The sequence below is a fragment of the Methanobrevibacter olleyae genome, assembly GCF_900114585.1.
In the GTDB taxonomy this organism is placed as follows: domain Archaea; phylum Methanobacteriota; class Methanobacteria; order Methanobacteriales; family Methanobacteriaceae; genus Methanobrevibacter; species Methanobrevibacter olleyae.
The window spans coordinates 90,348-111,760 of record NZ_FOTL01000004.1 but is presented as its reverse complement, the minus strand read 5'-3'; the positions used below and the strand labels follow the sequence as shown (position 1 = coordinate 111,760).

Annotated in this window: 10 protein-coding genes; 8 read left to right on the top strand and 2 right to left on the bottom strand. The window is 28.0% G+C overall.

Features of this window, described 5'->3' with window-relative positions; all coding sequences use genetic code 11:
• The first annotated feature begins 337 nt into the window (after positions 1 to 337).
• From polC to lysS, 4 genes are all read left to right on the top strand, one after another.
• Positions 338 to 3,754 (top strand): DNA polymerase II large subunit, encoded by a 3,417-nt coding sequence (gene polC / locus BM020_RS02235; protein WP_083405356.1) that lies wholly within the window; start codon positions 338 to 340, stop codon positions 3,752 to 3,754.
• 571 nt (positions 3,755 to 4,325) lie between these two features.
• On the top strand, positions 4,326 to 6,638 hold the full coding sequence (gene nrdD, locus BM020_RS02230) for an anaerobic ribonucleoside-triphosphate reductase (RefSeq protein ID WP_067145094.1): 2,313 nt from the start codon (positions 4,326 to 4,328) through the stop codon (positions 6,636 to 6,638).
• A gap of 395 nt (positions 6,639 to 7,033) precedes the next feature.
• On the top strand, positions 7,034 to 10,258 hold the full coding sequence (locus BM020_RS09275; RefSeq protein ID WP_083405355.1) for a DUF11 domain-containing protein: 3,225 nt from the start codon (positions 7,034 to 7,036) through the stop codon (positions 10,256 to 10,258).
• 613 nt (positions 10,259 to 10,871) lie between these two features.
• Positions 10,872 to 12,455: a lysine--tRNA ligase gene (lysS, locus tag BM020_RS02195; RefSeq protein ID WP_067145097.1), complete on the top strand. Its 1,584-nt coding sequence runs from the start codon at positions 10,872 to 10,874 to the stop codon at positions 12,453 to 12,455.
• Positions 12,456 to 12,786: 331 nt separating this feature from the next.
• On the opposite strand, the gene BM020_RS02190 is transcribed toward lysS, so the two are convergent.
• Positions 12,787 to 13,617 (bottom strand): coiled-coil domain-containing protein, encoded by an 831-nt coding sequence (locus BM020_RS02190; RefSeq protein ID WP_067145099.1) that lies wholly within the window; start codon positions 13,615 to 13,617, stop codon positions 12,787 to 12,789.
• A gap of 1,185 nt (positions 13,618 to 14,802) precedes the next feature.
• On the opposite strand from BM020_RS02190, the gene BM020_RS02185 reads away from it, so the two are divergent.
• Together BM020_RS02185 and thiC are read left to right on the top strand one after the other, a co-directional pair.
• Positions 14,803 to 15,720: a carbohydrate kinase family protein gene (locus BM020_RS02185; RefSeq protein ID WP_067145101.1), complete on the top strand. Its 918-nt coding sequence runs from the start codon at positions 14,803 to 14,805 to the stop codon at positions 15,718 to 15,720.
• 539 nt (positions 15,721 to 16,259) lie between these two features.
• Positions 16,260 to 17,558, top strand: coding sequence for a phosphomethylpyrimidine synthase (gene thiC / locus BM020_RS02180; protein ID WP_067145103.1), 1,299 nt, complete (start codon positions 16,260 to 16,262; stop codon positions 17,556 to 17,558).
• Between the two features lie 289 nt (positions 17,559 to 17,847).
• Here the strand turns inward: thiC and BM020_RS02175 are convergent, their stop codons facing one another.
• Positions 17,848 to 18,783: a LysR family transcriptional regulator gene (locus BM020_RS02175; protein WP_143743937.1), complete on the bottom strand. Its 936-nt coding sequence runs from the start codon at positions 18,781 to 18,783 to the stop codon at positions 17,848 to 17,850.
• 419 nt (positions 18,784 to 19,202) lie between these two features.
• Here BM020_RS02175 and hxlB point away from each other — a divergent pair, with 419 nt between their 5' ends.
• Entirely contained in the window at positions 19,203 to 19,793 is a 591-nt protein-coding gene (gene hxlB / locus BM020_RS02170) for a 6-phospho-3-hexuloisomerase (protein WP_067145106.1), read from the top strand.
• Positions 19,794 to 20,139: 346 nt separating this feature from the next.
• On the top strand, positions 20,140 to 21,246 hold the full coding sequence (locus BM020_RS02160; RefSeq protein ID WP_067145108.1) for an ABC transporter substrate-binding protein: 1,107 nt from the start codon (positions 20,140 to 20,142) through the stop codon (positions 21,244 to 21,246).
• Positions 21,247 to 21,413: the final 167 nt, after the last annotated feature.

Sequence of the window (21,413 nt, the reverse complement as noted above, 5' to 3'; positions counted from 1 at the left end):
GTCTTATAAAGAGATTAAATTCTTTGAATTTAATTTCACACTATTTTATTAGTTAGTTTACTAACTAAATTCTTTTTTTATAATATTTTTTCAATTTTCAATTTTATATTAGTTTTTAATTGCTCTTTTTATATCTTTAAATAATATTAAACATATAATAATATTAGATAAAAATTGAAAAATCGAAATTATTTTTAAACTTTAAAAATAAATAAATAGTTTAAAAACAACTTAAACTAACTTAAAACAATTTAGAATAATTTAAATCAATAAAAAATATGATATAAAGAATTTAAGTTAATTTATTAGCTATTAAAATTATTTATTAGGGATTATAATGGATTTTGAAATGGATTATTTTGAAAGATTAGAAAGTGAAACTCATAAACTATATGAGATAGCTAATGAAGCAAGATCAAAAGGTTTTGATGTGGAGTTAGAAACTGAAATTCCACTGGCAAAGGACTTAGCAGAGAGGGTTGAAGGGCTTGTAGGTCCTAAAGGTATTGCAAAGCGTATTAAAGAATTAGAAAAAGACATGTCAAGAGAAGAAGTGGCATTTGAAATTGCTGCTGAAATTGCATCTCAAGAATCAAATGAAACTGGTACTAAATTAGAAGCTCAAAGACAAGCTTTTGCAGATCAGGGATTAAGAACAGCTTTAGCTATTTTAACAGAGGGAGTAGTAGCTGCTCCTTTAGAAGGGATTTCAGGAGTAAAAATCAAAAGTAATGCTGATGGAACAAAATATGTTGCTGTATACTTTGCAGGACCTATTCGTAGTGCAGGAGGTACTGCAGCAGCATTATCTGTTCTTTTAGGAGATAAAATACGTGTAGCTACTGGTCTTGATAGATTTAAACCTACTGATGATGAAATTGAAAGATATGTGGAAGAGGTAGAGCTTTATGAATCTGAAGTAACTAATTTGCAATACTCTCCAACTCCAGAAGAGGTTAGATTTGCTGCAAGAAGTATTCCTGTTGAAGTAAGTGGAGAACCAACTGATCAAATTGAAGTATCTCATAGAGACTTACCTCGTGTAGAAACTAATAATATTAGGGGTGGAGCTCTTCTTGCGATGGTAGAGGGTGTTATTCAGAAATCTAAAAAGATTTTAAAGATTGCACATACCCTTGAATTAGATAGCTGGGAATTTTTAGCAGAATATGCTAAAGGTATTGGTTCTTCAAAAGAGGAAGAAAATTCTTCTGAGAGTGATTTTGAAGAATCTAGTCAAGAAATTGATGATAATATTATTGATAAGGAGGAGCTATTTGAGCACTCTAAATATGCTCATGATATAATTGGCGGAAGACCTGTATTAGGTTATCCTTCTGAAAAGGGGGGATTCAGACTAAGATATGGCCGTTCTAGAAATACTGGACTTGCAACTATGGGTGTTCATCCAGCTACTATGGAACTCTTGGAATTTTTAGCTGTAGGAACCCAATTAAAGATTGAAAGACCAGGTAAAGGTAACTGTGTAGTTCCTGTAGATTCTATTGAAGGACCTACTGTAAAGCTAAAGTCTGGAGAAGTACGCCGATTGGATTCTATTGCTGATGCAAGAGAAGTTAAAAACAAAGTTGTTGAAATCCTTTTCTTAGGGGATATGCTTGTTGCATTTGGTGAGTTCTTAAGAAACAACCAACTAATGTTAGGTGCATGCTGGTGTGAAGAATGGTGGATTGAAGCAATAAGAAATTCCGATAAATATAAATCATTTGACTTAGAAGAAAAAGAAGAATTTAATTTAAATTCACTAGAAACAAAGAAACTTACTGTTGAAGAAGCATTTAAAATCACTGAAGAATTCAATGTTCCCCTTCACCCAGAATATACTTATTATTATAAAGATATTTCTATTAAGGATTTAGTTAACCTTAGTGAATGGTTAAATACTAAAAGAGATTATCTTGAAAATGGATACAATAATCGTGAGGATTTAGAACTTGATTTATCTTATCAAAAAAGAATTCTTGAAGTTATAGGGCTTTGCCACAGACTTGTTGATGGAAAAGTAATTATTGATAAAGATCATGCCTATAGTCTACTTAAAACTATAGGTGAGGATTATTCAAAATATCTTGCTGATGATTATTATAATATGTCAGTTGTTGATATTATCAATGAAAATATCGACTTTGAAATTAAGGATAAGGCTCCATGTTATATTGGCACAAGGGTCGGACGGCCTGAAAAATCTAAAGAAAGGTTAATGAGACCTGCACCTCATGTACTTTTCCCTATTGGTAATAATGGTGGAAACAGACGTTTAATTTCAGAAGCAGCTAAAAAGAAAAAGATTAAGGTAGAATTTGCAAGAAGAGAATGTATCAATGAGGAATGTAGACTAAGCTCCTTCCAGTCTATCTGTCCACATTGCGGTTCTCCAACTGTAATAGGTAAAGCAGGCCAAAAAGATATTAATTTGGCACATATATTTTCTAAAGCTTCTAATAATATAGGAGTCCGTAAAGTTGATGAAGTTAAAGGAGTTATTGGTTTAATTTCTGAAGATAAGCTTCCTGAACCATTAGAAAAAGGTATTTTAAGAGCTAAAAATAGAGTATTCACATTTAAAGAAGGAACTATTCGCCATGACTCTACTGATTTACCACTTACTCACTTTATTCCAAGTGAAATTGGAGTAACTGTTCCTAAATTATTAAAAATGGGATATGATAAAGATTGTTATGGTCAAGATATTGTTAGTGAAGACCAGATTATTGAACTTAAAGTTCAAGATATTGTAGTTTCTGATAATTGTGGTGAATATTTAGTGGGAGTAGCTAATTTCGTTGATGATTTACTTGAAAGATATTATGGAATGGAAAGATTCTATAATGTAAAGGATAAATATGACTTAATTGGTCATCTTATTGCAGGTCTTGCTCCCCACACTTCTGCAGGAGTATTGGGACGTATTGTAGGATTTACTAAAGCATTAGGTTGTTATGCTCACCCTTATTTCCATTCTGCAAAAAGAAGAAATTGTGATAGTGATGAGGATTCTGTACTTCTGTTATTGGATGCCTTAATCAATTTTTCAAAATCATACCTACCAAGTACCCGTGGAGGAAGTATGGATGCTCCTTTAGTTTTATCTACCCGTATAGATCCTGAGGAGATAGATGATGAATCTCATAACTTAGATATTTTTGAAAGATTCCCATTAGAATTCTTTGAAAAATCTCAAGAATCTTTAAAACCTTCTGATATGTTAGATTTGGTAGATAATGTAGAGATGCATTTAGGTACTGATAGACAATACCATGATTTAATGTTTTCTCATCATACTTCAAGTATTCATGCAGGACCTAAAGTATGTTTATACAAACGCTTAGGTTCTATGAAAGAAAAAGTAGAGGCTCAAATTCATTTAGCAGAACTTATTAGGGCAGTTGATCAAAGAAGAGTTGTAGAAGGTGTTTTATCTTCTCACTTTTTACCAGATATTATGGGAAATTCAAGGGCTTTCTCTAAACAAAAGGTTAGATGTCCTAAATGCGGTACTAAGTATAGGAGAATGCCACTAACTGGTAAATGTAAGTGTGGTGGAGACTTGATTCTTAGTGTGTCTAAGGGATCTGTTGTTAAATATCTTGAAATTTCACAGAATTTAGTAAACAGATATCCTGTATCACATTATCTTGAACAAAGATTAGAAATTCAAGAATTTGGTATTAATTCATTATTTGAAAGTGACAAATCTAAACAAAGTTCATTGGATGTTTTCTTTGGAAAATAATTCTTTTTAATTTATTCATGATGATATAGCAGTGGCATTGAATTGATTTACAATGGGATAATGATGATAATGGTTTTATTTAGAATTTCATGATATGATTATATTGGGATTATTTAGAATTTGATGATAATGATGATATTGGATTTTTAGCTTCATAATTTTAATCTTTAAGGATTTTTTCCTTTTTTAAATTTAAATAGGTTTTAAATATTTTTTATTAAGTTTTAAGTATTTTAAACACTTATAACTATTGGAATATATTTTGTTCGTGTTAAATAGAATGATTTATATACATCTTAAGACAAATATTATTTCGTGAAGTAGCTAACTTTCCATATAGTTACTAACTTTCGTATCATATCGAACAGATATTATACATCTAATTACATATTATTATTAATTAAATTATTTTATAAAAATTTCTAATAATTTTATATAGGATTTTTTTAAGGATTTTCTTAAATAGGAATTTTCTTAAATAAAAAATTTATAATCATTAACTTACTAATTAACTTACTAACTCTTACTTTTAATAACAACGGGTTTGTGAGATATTAATGAAGGTGTTAAAGTGGAAAAAGTAGATAATGTCGAAAATGATATTAAAAGATCTAAGATCACTGTTAAGAAAAACAATGGTGTATCTGAAGCATTTAGTTATGAAAAATTGTTAAAATCTTTAGTAATGGTAGAAGCTCCATTCTTTGAATCTGAAAAAATTGTTTCAACTGTTGTTGAAAACTTATATGATGGAATTACCACTAAAGAAATTAAAAAAATTGTTTACGAATGTTTAGAAGATGTAGATTCTGAAGCAGCTAACAAATACTTAGCTAAGACTACTTTAAAAGTACGTTCTTCAAGAGATAAAATTGAACCATTTGATATGGCTAAAATTGCAAGTACTTTAGTTGAAGAAACTGGTGCTTCCCAGGAAACTGCTTTTGAAATCGCTTCTGAAGTTTGGAAAGAACTTAAAAAGCTTAATGTTGAATATCTTACCGCTCCAATGATTAGGGAAATCGTAAACACTAAACTTGTAGAATATGGATTGGAAGATTTAAGAAGCAGATATACTCGTTTAGGTATTCCAGTTTATAACATTACTTCATTAATTGAAAATGGTTCTAGAGATAATGCAAATATGATGCATAATCCTGAGTCTATTCATAAATATGTTGCTGATGAGGCATTAAAACAATATGCACTCTTACACATGTTACCAGCTCACTTAGCAGATGCACATATGTCTGGTGACATTCACATCCACGATTTAGAATTTTTTGCAGGAAGGCCACTAAACTGCTTACAACATGATATAAGAACTTTCATTAAATATGGTCTTAAAGTAGATGGTACAGGAGATCATACCTCTGTTGCAGCACCTCCTTCTCATATGGAAACTTTAATGAATCACACTGGTGAAATTATGCTTGCAGCTCAACAAAACATGTCTGGAGGACAAGCAATGTCCTTATGGAATGTATTTGTTGCACCATTTGCAACTGGTAGAAGCTATGAGGAAGTAAAGCAAGCTATTCAAATGTTAGTTTACAACTTAAATATGGCTTATGCTGCAAGAGGTTCCCAAGTTCCATTTACAAGTATGCAATTAGAATTTGGAGTTCCAAAATTCTTACAAGATTTAACTGCATATGGTCCAAAAGGACAAGTTGTAGGAACTTATGCTGACTTTGAAGATGAAACTAGAATGATTCAAAAGGCATTTACTGAAATTTTACTTGAAGGAGATTCAGAAGGTAAACCTCACCTATTCCCAAACACTATTTACACATTACGTGATGAGACCTTAAAGGGTGACTATGATGAGGATATGCTTTTGGTTCATGAACTTTCAGCTAAATATGGTTCATCTTACTTTGTAAACATGTTACCTGATTACAGAGGTCAGATGGCTAACTATATGGGTTGTAGAACCTGTCTTCAGGATAATTGGACTGGTGACTGGGAACAAGACTGTTTAAGAACTGGTAACCTCGCATATGTAACTTTAAACATGCCTAGAATCGGATACCAATCTAGAGATGAAGATGATGTATTCGAATACTTAGACAACTACATGGATTTAGCTGTTGAAACCTTAATGATTAGAAGAAACCAAGGTCTTAACTGTTTAAATAACTTTGATATTTTACCATTCTTAGATCAAGAGGTTGATGGAGAAACTTATTATAGAATCCAAAACTCTACTTTATCCTTTGGTTTCTGTGGCCTTAATGAAATGTTACTTGCATTATTCGGTGAAGGTATTGACAACCCTGAAGCAAATAAATTTGGTTTAAAATGTATAGAATATCTTAATGCAAGAACAAAGGCATTAAAAGAAGAAACTGGTTTAAGATGGACTGTATTACAAACTCCTGCGGAATCTACTGCATACAGATTTGCAACCTTAGATAAAGAACAGTTTGGAGATAAGGCAATCTTACAAGGTGACAATGGAGCTAACTACTACACTAACTCCTCACATGTACCTGTAAACTCTGATATTTCATTTGCAGATAAACTTAAAATCGAAGGTAAATATCACAGATTAACTCCTGGTGGACATATCTTCCATGCATTTATGGGTGAATCTTACTCTGATCCTGAAGCATTAATGAGTTTAACTAATAAAATTGCAAGAAAATCTGATATTGGTTTTTGGGCTTATAGCTCAGCATTCAGTTTCTGTTTAAAATGTAAAACTTTAATGAAGGGACTAAGTAATAAATGTCCTTCCTGTGGTGAAGCTGCTGATGTAGAATGGTATGACAGAATCACTGGCTATGTACAACAAGTAGGTCACGCTAAATCTGCAAACGGTGGATGGAACGCAGGTAAACGTCAAGAATTAATTGACAGACGTAGATTTGAACAATAAGTTCAATCTACTTTTTTTTAGTTGATTTATTATTGATTCTTATTTAATTTAATTATTTTTACTGATTTTTTATCTATTATTTTTTAAGCTATTTTTATTTTTACATAGAGCTTAAGTCTATTTTTCCACTTAATAGGGTTCTTTTATAGGATTCTATTTAATCCTTTAATAAGTATTTTTGATTTTTTTTGATAAGTTATTTTTAGAGAATTTTTTTTTAATTTTATAATCTATTTTTTAATTTGTTCAATTTTTTATTTTATTGATTGAATCGATTAATTTTTTTTATATACCTATTTATAAATTATTTACTTTTTGATATATTTTTATGAATGTTTATATATAAGAATTGAAAATAAATATATATAATTAATTTAAAAGGAGGTGAAAAGATAATGAAAGGCAATAAGTTAATGATTATTCTAATAATTCTTAGTATATTGACAATTTCATGTGCTACTGTATCTGCTGCAGATGTTAATGATACCATCATTTCTGATGTAGAAAGTGATTCTACTAATTTAGGGGTTGGAGATTCGGAAAATGTTGATGATGTCAGTATTTCTAATCTAGGAAGTGATTCTACTAATTTAGGAGCTGAAGATTCGGAAAATGTTGATATTATCCAGGCTGCAGAAACTGAAGTAAGTTCTTCAAGGGATACAGCTGATGGGGATTCATATGTTCTTGGTGACAGTAGGCCTGTATCAAGTAATGTTAGTGATATCTCTATGTATGAAGCTGATGCAAATTATAGTGAAAATCATTATTTTACCATTAATTTAACTGATACAGAAAGAAACTTTTTATCCCATTTTAGGGAAGTTTCATCAGGTTATTATTTTCATCATAATCAGCATCCAGCAAATATATATTGGACAGCTGTTGAAGAAGATGAAATGTATATGATTTTTTACATGGATGAAGATGACTATAAGAATATGCATGCATTCCTAGAGTTTAATGGGCAGCGTCACTATGCTGATTTATATATTGCTAATATGCCAGGCTATAACAAGATAGGTGTAGCTAGATTTACTGGTATAAATGGTACAACAGGGGATGCTTATTTTGAAACAAATCGTAATCATGGACCACCAGTCAAAATAGATGGTATTCAAATTTTAAATCAAACAAACACTACATTGTATGTAAATGATAAATTTGAAGATACTATCTATGTAGGTGAAGATGCAACTTTAAAAGCAATAGTAAATCTTCTTAATTACGTAGATGTTCCAGTTACTGAGGGCATTGTTAGTTATTTTTTAGTAAGTATCAATGGAACTCCTCTAATTAATAACATTAGTAATTTACCTAACGAAGAACCAATAGGATTCAGTGTTCCTGGCGGAACTATTCTAATAGAGCAATATCCGATTGGTGACTATGAATTTATTGCATGGTATCATGATGATACTCAAACACATAATTTTGAATCACACTCTAATAGAGTAATATTACATGTAATCGGAGCTCCTGAGGTTGATTTAGAAGTTAATAAAACTGTAAATGTCACAGCAGCAGTAACACAAGGTGATTATGTTAATTTCACTATTGAAGTAACTAATAATGGGCCTAAAACAGCTACTAATATTGTAGTTAATGATAAACTTCCAAATGGTCTTGCTTTTGTTAGTTTTGATGCTAGTGTTGGTACCTATGATGAAGATTCAGGTGATTGGACTATCCCTGAGTTAGAAAAGGATGCTATTGCTACTTTAAATATAATTGCTCATGTGACTGGTGTAGGTACTTTAACTAATACTGCTACTGTTACAAGTTGTAGGGAGAATGATACTAATTCTAGTAATAATGTATCTTCTGTAGAAGTGACATCTAATCCTGCTGTAGATAAAGTTAGTATAGGTGTTATAAAAGATGTAATGGAAGATAAGGATTCTATATATTATGGACAAGAGATTACTTATATTATTAATGTAACTAATCACGGTCCTAATGCTACTGATGGTGTTGTAATTAATGATAAACTTCCGGAAGGTCTTGAGTTTGTTAGTTATAATGCTAGCGTTGGTACCTATGATAAAGATTCTGGTAATTGGACCATTGGTTCTTTAGGTGTTAACCAAACAGTTTCTTTAAAAATAATTGTTACTATTAATAGTCTAGACCCTATTAACAACACTGCTAAACTTATAAATCATAGTGGAGAAGATGTATCTACAGTTGATGATGAAGATAGTGTTATTGTAACTGCTAAACCTTTAGTCGATTTAATGATTATAAAAGAATTAATTAAAGTAAATGGTGAAGAATTAATACCTGATGTCCGATCTGGCGTCAGCATACATTACGGAGATGAAGTTACTTTTTTAATTACTGTAATCAATTGGGGTCCTTGTAATGCCACCGATGTTATAGTTACTGATAAACTTCCGGAAGGTCTTGAGTTTGTTAGTTATAATGCTAGTGTTGGTGAATACTATCCAAATTCTGGTATTTGGATTATTGGCAATTTGAACAATGGTACTGATGCTACTTTAGAAATAGTTGCTAATGTAACTAAATTTGGTGAGACTATTACCAACATAGCTAATGTTACATCTAATGAAAAAGATAATTTTACTGATAATAATAATGATACTGTTGAAATTGACCCTTATGAAATTACTGATTTAGCGATAACTATTGAAGCTCCTGGATCTGTTTTATATGGGGAAACTTTTGAGTTTATTATTAATGTAACTAACAATGGTCCATGTAATGCTACTGAAGTAATTGCAATTTTGGAATTACCAGCTGAATTTGAATATATATCTTCAAGAGAATTATTAGGAAACACTTCTGGTTTCAATCAATCTACTGGGGATTGGGCTATTGGCGAGTTAAATGTAGGAGACACTGTTCAATTAGCTATACTTGTTAAAGCTAATGAATTAGGCAAATTTAACATTACTGCTTATGTAGAAGGGGCAGAAGATGAAACTACTCTTGACAATAATTTTGATAAAGCTGAAGTTGAAGTAAAACCATATGCTGATTTAAGTCTTGAAAAGTCTGTTGATAAAACAGAAATTACTGTTGGAAATACTGTAACTTATACTTTTAAAGTAACTAACAATGGACCTTTTAATGCTACTGGTGTTAAAGTGACTGATAGTGATATCACTAAACATACATTTGTATCTGCATCTAGTGGAGATTATGATTCTTCTACTGGTCTTTGGAATGTTGGTGAATTAGCTAATGGTGAGTCAAAAACTTTAACTGTCACTGTTAGGATTAGTGAAGTAGGTGAATTTGCTAATAATGCTGTTGTTTCATCTGATCAATATGATAATAACACCTCTAATAATAATGCATCCTCTAATAATGTAACTGTAACTGCTGTTCCTAATGAGGAAGTTCCAGATGAGGATGTTCCTAATGAGGAAGTTCCAGATGAGGAAGTTCCAGATGAGGAAGTTCCAGATGAGGAAGGTTCTGGTGAGGAGGATTCTGATGGAGATATTCCTGATGAATCAGATGATTTAACTACAGAAGATAGTACTACTAAAGAAATGGAAACATCTGTTTTACCAAAAACAGGCAATCCACTATTGGTATTATTACTTGCTTTAATAGTTTTAACCGGAGCTATGTTTGGGCGTAAGGAGTGAATTCTTCAAATTATAGTTTTTTAGCATAAGATTTTCTTATGCTTTTTCTTATTTTTTAAAGTTTTATTATTTTTTTTAAAGTTTTATTATTTTTTTTAAAGTTTTATTATTTTTTTTAAAGTTTTATTATTTTTTTTAAAGTTCTATTGATAAATAAATTTTTAACATAATTCTTTCTATTTTTGTAATTAATTTTTTATAATATGATAATGAAAATATATAATATAATAAAGTATTAAGATATTGATTAAAGAATCTTATTATAGAGTCTTATTTTAAAATTAATATTTTTCATAATTTTATTTTTTAATATTAGTGCTAAAATTAGTATTTTTCATAATTTTATTTTTTAATGTTTGGTACTAAAATTAATATTTTTATTATTTAGTACTAAAATTAATATTTTTATTATTTAGTACTAAAATTAATATTTTTAATATTTAGTACTAAAATTAATATTTTTAATATTTGATACTTAAAATTAATATTAAATTTAGTAAATTAGCATCAAATTTATATTTATATTAATTTATACTTCTTATTGCTTTCATATAGTTTGAGTTATTAAACTTATTAAATTGAAAGTAGCTTTTATAATTATTATGGTGAGATGATGAAACATTGGATTGAAAGAATCGCTGATGAATTAAATGAAATGGATGTTGATAAACATGTTATAGCAAGCGGTACATCTATATCAGGTTCTATACATATTGGAAATTCTTGTGATGTATTTATTGCAAATGCTATTGGAAAAGCATTACGTGAATTAGGTAATGATGCAGAAACTATTTGGATTGCAGATGACCATGATCCTCTTAGAAAAGTACCTTTCCCACTACCTGAATCTTATGATAAATATCTTGGTATGCCTTACTCTATGATACCATGTCCTGAAGGATGCTGTAAAAACTTTGTAGAACACTTTGAAAAACCTTTATTCAAAGTTCTTGATGCATATGGTATTGAAATTATTCCAAAATCTGGTTTTGATATGTATAAAAATGGAGATTATCTTGAATCTATTAGAATCTCCCTTGAAAGACATAATGAAATCAAAGATATATTTGACCAGTACAGAAGAGAACCATTAGCAGACCATTGGTTACCATATAATCCTATTTGTGAAAAATGTGGAAGGGTAAATACTACTGAAGCATATGATTTTAATGGAGATATTGTAAAATACAGATGTGAATGTGGCCACGATGGTGAAATGGATATTAAATCTGGCAATGGTAAACTTACCTGGAGAGTAGAGTGGGCAGCTAGATGGAAAATCTTTGGAACTACTTGCGAACCATTTGGAAAAGACCATGCAGCTAGTGGCGGATCTTATGATGTAAGTAGCATAATCTCAGAAGAAATCTTTGATTATCCTGCACCATATCCAATTCCATATGAATGGATTACTCTTGATGGTGAAGCAATGAGCAAATCTCAGGGAGTATTCTTTACTCCAGAACAATGGTTAGAAATTGGACCTGCTGAGAGCCTTAATTACTACTTATTTAGAAGCAAACCAATGAAATCAAAAGACTTCTCTCCAAAAATGCCATGGTTAGACTTTATGGACACTTTTGATAAGGTAGAAAAGGTATGCTATGGTGAAGAGGAAGCACCATCTGAGAAAGAAGGCAGGAAATTCAAAAGCATCTATAAAAATGCTCAAATTAATCCAGATGCACCTTTACCATTCAGACCTCCGTTTAGATTCTTAGTTAATGCTTATCAAATTGCTGGGGATGATTTAGAGAAAATATTTAAAATATTAAAAAAGAATTCTCAATTATCTAAAAGCTTTGCAGATAAGGAATTTAGTGATTTAAGTGATTTAGAATTAGAGCAATATCAAGAAAGAGTAAAGAATGTAATTAATTGGCTAGATAAATATGCTCCTAAATTTGTTAAATTCCAAGTTCAATATAAGTCTATTCCAAAATTACCTCTTCCAGATGATCAAATTGCTTTTTTAAAGGATTTAGCAGATTTAATGGAAGAAAAAGAATTTACTAATGCAGAAGATTTGCATGATGAGATGTATCTAATTTTAGAGTCTCATGGTTTAAAACCACAAAAGGCTTTCCAAGCTATCTATAAAATGATTCTTGGACAAAAACAAGGACCAAGAGCAGCTTCATTCTTACTCTCTTTAGATAAAGATTTTGTTGTAAAAAGGTTAAGACAGGATGTTTAATCCAAGCTTTTTGAGCCTTCGGCTCAAAAACCTTGACCAAAATTCTTTTTAGTAGTTGGGAGTGATTATTTTTTTCTATTTTTTATTATTTGCTCTTTTAATTTTTCATTTTTTTCTTTAATAATTTTTCTTTAATAATCTATTAAATATGTTTGATGATAGAAACTTTATGATTATTAATGAAAATTTATTAATTAAATATCTTTCAATTTTAAAAATAGTTGCTTTAAAATAATATTTTTTAGGATTAATTTTTTAAAAAAATAGACAGTATAAAAAAAGAAAAAGGATTAATTAATTTTAATTAATTAATTAATTTAGTAAAACAGAATTATCTACCTTTAAGTTTGCTAAAGAATCCTTTACTAGCTTTTTCTTTAAGTTGTTCAGATAATTGTTGGTTTTTATTTTTAAGGGAGTTGATTTTTTTATTCTTTGCATTCATTGCAGTATTTAATTTATCATAATCTCTCTTTTTGCTATCTAATTTACTGTTTAAGTCTTTAATTTCAGATTCTAATTTAGCAACTTTTCCTCGGACTCTAGCTATTTCCTCTTCTGCTTCTGCTTTAATACTTTTTATCTTAGCATTAAGTTCAGCAGATTCAGCCTTGAGTTTAGGGATTAAATTGTCTTTTAAATCAGCAATTTCAGAGTTTTTATCTTTTAATTGATTTTGTTTTTTCTTAATTTCATTTTCTTTATTGTTAATTATTTTATCTTTTGCATTTAACTCTTTGTTTAATTTACTAATTTCATTTTTAAGCTCATCAATTATAGATTTTTCCTCTTCAGATAAATCTTCTATAGTTTCTAAGTCAAGTTCCTTTTCATTAGCTTTTGATTCAAGTTCAACAACTAATTTCTCAATTTCCTCTAGTCTGACTTTTGCTAATTGAAGGCCTGCACCTTTTTTAGCTACACTTTCACTTAAATCTGCATTAATTTCTAACTGATTAAAATACTTTTTAGTACTATTTTCTAATGCATCACTAAGTTCGATTTTCAGTGATTTTAATTGTTTATTCTCTTTTTTTAACTTAGGAATAATATCATTAGTTAAATGATTTAATTCAATTGCTTGATTTTTAAGTTTTTCATTTTTTTCACTTAATTGCTTTTTTAAAGTTTCAATTTCTTCTTCGGAAATAAAAACCACCATCCATACTATTAACTACCCAATACTCTAATTACTGTATATCAATACTCTACTTATTGGATATAAGTACTCTAATCATTAGATATCAGATAATTAATTATTTTTTTCAAATTTGTTTACTTTTTAATTTAACCATTAATTTTTTTAAACAGCTAAATTATTTTTATATCAAAAAATTAAATTTTATAGAAAATTTAAAAGAATCATCTATATAATACTATATAGTAATTTTTTATTAATAAATTTTCATATACAATTAATTATTTTATAATCTTTATTTTATTAGTAAAAATGGTAGATTCATAAATTTTAGTTAATCTTTTGCTGTTTTTTCTAAACTATTATCCGAATTTCCATCTTCACTTTCAATTGAATTTTTAATATATATTTTCCTCAATCAATCTGATAATATAATCTTATTATCATCATTATTTGATTAATATTGCTATCAGATAGTTCTACTACATTAATGGAACTTAATAAACTGTATAACTATAATAATTGTAAATATTATTAAAATATTTTTATTTTATTAATTGCTAATAATTTAGCATTTAATTTAAAATTATTTAATCAAACTATAATTACTTTCATTTCGTAATATAATTTTAATTTTAAAGTTTAATTATTATATATTTTTCTTTTTAAATTCTTTACATGGTTTAGTTTTTTATTTAGTTTATTTTAGTTTAGTTTTTTTTAGATTTTTTATAGACATTTCTTTTCAAATGCTATCATAAGTTAAAATTATTCTTAGAATAAAATATTTATTACTTAATAGTTATGGGATATTTTTTTTATAAAATTGATTAAGATATTAAAAATTTTTATCTAGAATCTATCCAAATTTTTATTATAAAAAAATTTTTATTATAAAAATCTTTTAAGTTCATAGAAATATTTAGATAACACATGTTAATAAAAATCATTAAATATTTTGAAGTTTAAAATAATATTGTTATAATTTTAGAAAAAGATTGTTATTTGATAATATTTTGGGATTGAATTTTTTCTAAATTTAAATGGATTGATATTTTTTAATTTATTAATAGGGTGATATATGGTATTGTTTTTCTATAAATAATCTTATTTAATATTATTTTAATCATTATATTAATTTATTAAGGATATTATATTAATTAGTTATTATTAACAGTTAAAAACATAAAAGATAAAGGTTGTATTTGTTTGAGTATAAAAAAAGATTTATTAGCAGTGGGGCATACTGCACTCGATTACATCATCACAGTTGATGAGTTTCCTAAAGCCAATAATTCAGCACCAATGAAAACTATGAAAAACCTTAATGGTGGTGCTGCAGCTAATGTTGCTATGGTTGGTGCAAAGCTAGGAATGAAAACGGGTTTACTCTCTGCTGTAGGGTGTGAATTTATTAATTCTCATTATCATAAGGATATGGAAAAATTAGGTATTGATACTGATGCAATGATTATATCTGAAGATGAAAACACTTCTACTGCATTTGTTATGACTAATAATAATCAAGATCAAATCAGTTATTTCTACTGGGGAGCTGCAAAGGAGTTTCATGATGGTGTAGTTCCAAGGGATAAGTTAAAAGAGTTTAAAGTTGTTCACTTAGCTACTGGCGATCCTCATTTTAATTGTAAATCAGGTATTGTTGCTAAAGAAGAAGAAAGATTGGTTTCTTTTGATCCAGGACAAGACCTTGGTATGTATAGTCCTAAAAAATTAAAAGAAGTTATTTCAAATTCAAATATTTTATTTGGTAATCATCATGAAATAAAAAGAATACAAGATTCTTTAGGTGTTGATATAAATGATTTAATGGATTTAGGTCCTGAAATTGTTATTAAGACTTGTGGTAAGGAAGGTAGTTTTATTTATAGTATTGATGAGGGAAAAATCGAAATAGATTCTATTTATAGACCTGCTGTAGACCCTACTGGTGCAGGTGACTCTTTTAGATCCGGATTCTTATCTCAATTTATTAATGGTGCTTCCTTAGAAGAATCTGCTAAATTTGCTTCATCTGTTTCATCTTTCGTTGTTGAAAAACAAGGTTGTCAAACAAATATGCCAAGTTATGATGAGGCATATAATAGAATGATTGATTTTTATTAACAAGCTTTTCCAAGCTTTTTGAGCCTTCGGCTCAAAAACCTTGACCAAAGTTTTTTTTCTTTTAGTTTATAATTTTTTAATTATTATTTTTTAGTATTTTTTCTTAATTTTAATTATTAATTTAGTTTTATTTTCTTTGCTTATTGTCTAATTTTTAAATCTTTATTAGTTTCCTATTGAAATTTATTTAAAAATTAATAAAATATGTTTTATATAACTCAATATAATTTGATAAAAAATGCTTCAAAATACTTTAATTTTCGAATAAAGGCTTTAAAAAATAGATATATTTATATTAGATAAAATATATTAAATAAAATTATAAAATCAAATAAAATAGAATTAAATTAAATTTTATTTTAATAAAATATATTTGAATTTAAACTAAGCAATTCCTCAACATGATTTAAAGAAAATAAATGATTCTAAGAAATATTGATTTTATACTATTCATTTATAGATTTATTTATATTATTAGTTAATCGTTAAATTATTAAATGAATCATAATAATCTAGCATAATCAAATTGGAGATTAATAATGACACAAATAAGTGATGCAAAAAAAGGTATATTAACTGAAGAAATGAAACATGTTGCAAATATTGAAGGTGTTTCAGAAGATTTTATTTTAAGGTCTGTTGCTAATGGGACTATTGTAATCCCTTCAAATATAAACAGAGATATTGAAGCAGCAGGTATTGGCGCTGGACTTAGAACAAAAGTTAATGCAACTGTAGGAACTTCAACAGATATTGTAAACTTTGATGAAGAAGTTTTAAAAGCACAGATTGCAATTGACCATGGTGCAGACTGTTTAATGGAATTAAGTATTGGTGGAGATTTAGATCTTATAAGAAGAAGAGTTTTAGATATGTCTCCATTACCTGTAGGTTCTGTACCTGTTTATCAAGCAGCTATTGAAAGTATTAGAGAACATGGTTCTGTAATTTACATGGATGAAGATGATTTATTCAATGCTATTGAAAAACAAGCAAAAGATGGTATTGACTTCATGGCGGTTCACAGTAGTATTAACATTGAAACTTTAACTAGACTTAAAAGACAAGGTCGTGTAACTGGACTTGTATCTCGTGGTGGATCATTTATGTCTGGCTGGATTGTAGAAAATGAAAAAGAAAATCCATTATATTCTAACTTTGATTATGTTTTAGAAATTGCAAAAGAACATGATGTTGTTCTTTCACTTGCAAATGGTATGAGAGCAGGTTCTATTGCAGATTCTACTGATAGAGCTCAAATACAAGAATTAATTATTTTAGGTGAATTAATTGATAGGTCCCGTGAAGCTGGTGTACAATGTATGATTGAAGGACCAGGTCACATTCCTATTAATGAAATTCCAACTAATGTTATGATTCAAAAGAAAATGTGTTCCAACGCTCCTTTCTATATGTTAGGTCCTATTGTATGTGATGTAGCACCTGGTTACGATCATATTGTATCTGCAATTGGGGCGGCTTCCTCTGCAAAAGCTGGAGCAGACTTTATTTGTTATGTAACTCCTGCGGAACACTTAGCTCTTCCATCTCCTGAAGATGTAAAAGAAGGTGTAATTGCAACTAGAATTGGTGCTTATGCTGGTGATTTAGCAAGTGGTCAAATTGATGGCTCTCAAGATTTAGCTATGGCTGATGCAAGAAAAAGACTTGATTGGGAAGCTCAATATGAATGTGCAATGTTCCCAGAAGTTGCACGTGCAAAAAGAGATGAAAGGCCTCCTGAAGAAGATGACACCTGTACAATGTGTGGTAACTATTGTGCAGTAAAAATAGTAAACGAATGGTTAGATCAATCTGATTCTGACTTGATTAAATAGACAAACTTTTAAAAAAAGTCTGATCAAAATTTTTTCATTTTAATTTTTCTTATTTTTTTTATTTTAATTATATTTTTTTAATTTATATTTTTTCATTTTAATTTTTCTTATTTTTTTTATTTTAATTATATTTTTTTAATTTATATTTTTTCATTTTAATTTTTCTTATTTTTTTTTATTTTAATTATATTTTTTTAATTTATATTTTTTCATTTTAATTTTTCTTATTTTTTTATTTTAATTAGATTTTCTTAATTGTAATTTTTTTATTTGATGTATTTATTTTAAATTATCTGGTTTTCCAAGGTTTCATAGGTATAAATCCTTGTTCCCCAATTTTACTTTGTCCATCAAAAAGTAAATATTCTATTAAATTATAAATATCTTCTTTTGTATCGTTGCATTGGACTAAACTTATTACATGGCGAGTTTCATTTTTTAAAATTTCATTTCCATTAAAATAACTAGCATTTAAAAATGTATAGTATTCATCAGAATTTTTAACAATTTTAAATGCATCAAATTGTGATTTAAGCTCTCTTTCAATAGTAAAACTTATATTTTCCTGTCTTAATGTACTCCATGCTAACCTTTGTGCACTTCCTTTAACACCAATAAATTTCAAACCTTCTAAATCTTCTATCTTTTCAATTGTTTTTCCATTATTTGGAGAAATTAAGACTAAATGGTCATAAGCAATAGCTGTAAAGTTTAAATCATTTTCAAAAGCAAGTAAGGGATCATCTAAAGCTAAAATATCTATTAAATTTTGTTTTGCAAGTTCATATGCACTTTCATCATCACTGCTATAAACTAATGTTTTAAAAGGTAAATCATAGCTAATAGCTTGTAATAAACCAGTTATAATATGTCCTCCAACTATTATAATCTCTTCCCTATCTTCTAATCTATTTTTATATTTGTAATAAATATCTAGGAGTTCATATCCCTTTTCACTTAACTCAGAACCAGAACCAATTGTAACTACTAATTTTTCTTGAAGTTTGTCTTCAGCATTTTTAATTCTTCTATTAAGGACAGAATGAGATACTTTTAATTCTTTTGCTGTTTTTCTTTGAGAGTATGTTTTTGATAGTGATTCTAAAGTTTTGAAAAATTTATAATTAAAAGATATTCCATCTATTTCAATTCCAATCTCAGGTTTAATGATATTTTTATTATCTATGAATCTTTCATCATGATTCTCATTTTCAAGATTTGGCATTAAATCCCTCTAAACCCATTTTAATTTTTTTCTAAATTAACTTTTTACTATTTTTATATTAGTTTTTTAGCTATTTTTATATTAGTTTTTTAGCTATTTTTATATTAATTTACAATAATTTACAATAATCTGTTTTCTCTTCATATTATATATTTATATTAATTTTTATAATATTTTACTATTTTTTTATCTTTTTAATATTTTAATATTTTATTGTTTATGTCTAATTTCCTTTTTAAAATATTGATTGAACTTTTGTTTTATATTATGATAATTAATTTTAAATATCTAAATAAATATAATTATTATTATCTAATTTCAAAATAATTTATCAGTTAAATTTTTATTTTTATTATGTTTTATTTGAGATTATTTAGTAATTATTGAAATTATTTATTAAAGTTTAGGTAGAGATTTAAATGGAACTTATGATATCAGCAATTGAAGCGATTTTAGATAATATTCGTGATGCAGAAGAATTTTTAAATGAAGAGGATGTAGCTAATTTTATTGAAATTATCACTACTGCAGAAAATATTTTTGTAACTGGTGCAGGTAGGTCTGGACTTGCTGCTAAGGCATTTGCTATGAGATTAATGCACTTAGGTTTAAGTTCTTATGTTGTAGGTGAAACTATTTCTCCAGCTATTAATAAAGGTGATTGTATATTAGCTATTTCTGGTTCTGGAGAAACTAATACTATTGTAACTACTGCTCAGATTTCTAAAAAAAGAGGGGCAAAAGTTTTAGCATTAACTTCTTATCCTGAAAGTAGTTTAGGTCAATTAGCTGATGAAATTATTAATGTAAAAGGTAGGACAAAGGTAGAAGTAGATGATGAAAATTACCTTAAAAGGCAAATAAAAGGAAATTATACTTCTTTGACTCCACTTGGAACTGCATTTGAATTAACTGCATTGGTATTCCTTGATGGTTTAGTTTCTGAATTAATGGATGCTATGGGAAAAACCGAAGAAGATTTAAAAAATATGCATACTGTTTTAGAATAAACTTCAAACTTTTAAAAAACTTTGGTTTTAAGCCTTTTCTATTTTTTATTCTTTTTTATTTAGATTTTTTTATTCTTTTTCATTGTTTTACTATTTTTTGTATGTTATATATTTCTTTTTTTATTGTTTTACTATTATCTGCTGTTATATATTTCTTTTATATTCGATTTACTATTTCAGTTGCTTTATGTTAATTTTTTTAGCCTTATGAATTATTTTTCTTAATAATTTAAGCTTTAATTTACTTTTTATATAAAATAATATCTTATTTTAAATAATTTAGAAAATTATTTATATGATTGATATGAAAAATATTTCATGTTATATATAGTTTTTAGGTGACAATATGGAAAAGAAAACTAAAATAATATTAATTGTTTTAATTGTCTTAATAGCTTGTGGAGTAGCTATTAGTTTATTCGCTTCTCCATATTCAGTTAATTCATCAGGTAATCAAACTATAACTGATATGGCAAATAGAACAGTAACTATTCCAAGTGAAGTTAATAGGGTAGTTGCTACAAGTCCTCCTATGACTACAATTATGTATATGTTAGCTCCTGAAAAATTAGCAGGTGTTAACTTCCAATGGACTGATGAAGAACTTAAATATGTTCCGGATCAGTATAAAGATAAGTTTCCAGTTGTTGGAGGATGGTTTGGAAGCCAAGATGGTAATTATGAAGAGTTTATTGCATCAGAACCTGATTTAGTTGTAGAAGGTATAGATGAAGGAATGGGTGTTGATTTATCTACTGTTGAAGAAAGACAGGAAAAATTTGCCTCACTTCCAGTTGTATCTGTAACTGACAATACAAATGTTACAAAAATAGATAATACTATTGAATTTTTAGCTAAACTTTTAGGTGCTGAGGATAAAGCAAATCAACTAATAGGTTTTAATGATAAATATTTATCAGAAGTTCAAACTATTGCAAATTCTATTCCGGATTCAGAGAAAAAATCTGTTTATTATGCCTCAGGTGAAGATGGATTATCTACTTATGCAAGTGGTTCATCACATGGTCAACTAATCTCTTTAGTTGGTGGTAAAAATGTAGCTGATACTGAAATTCAAAATACTGGAGGAGAATTAACTGTTTCCATAGAACAAATCATCTCTTGGAATCCAGATATTATAATAGCTACTGATGAAGACTTCTATAAAAACGTTTACAATGATTCAAAATGGGCTAGTTTAAAGGCAGTTAAAAACCATCAAGTTTATATCTCTCCACAGTCTCCATTTAAATGGTTTGATAGGCCACCAGGTGCAAATATAATTATTGGTGTTCCTTGGACTGCTAAGGTTATTTATCCAGATAAATATTCTAATATCAATATGGTAGATGCTACAAAAGAGTTTTATACTAATTTCTATCATTATGATTTAAGTGATGAAGAAGCTAAGGATATTTTAACTTCTTCTGGAATTGATGAATCAGATTTATAAATTATTTAAATCTTTTTTATCATATGTTTCTAGTATAATAAATTAATTTTTTATAGGCTTTAAGAATAATAAATTAATAAGTTATTCAAATCTTTTTTATAGGTTTTTAGAATAATAAATTAATTTTTTACTCTTTTATTTTTATTATGAACAATTTTAAGGATTTG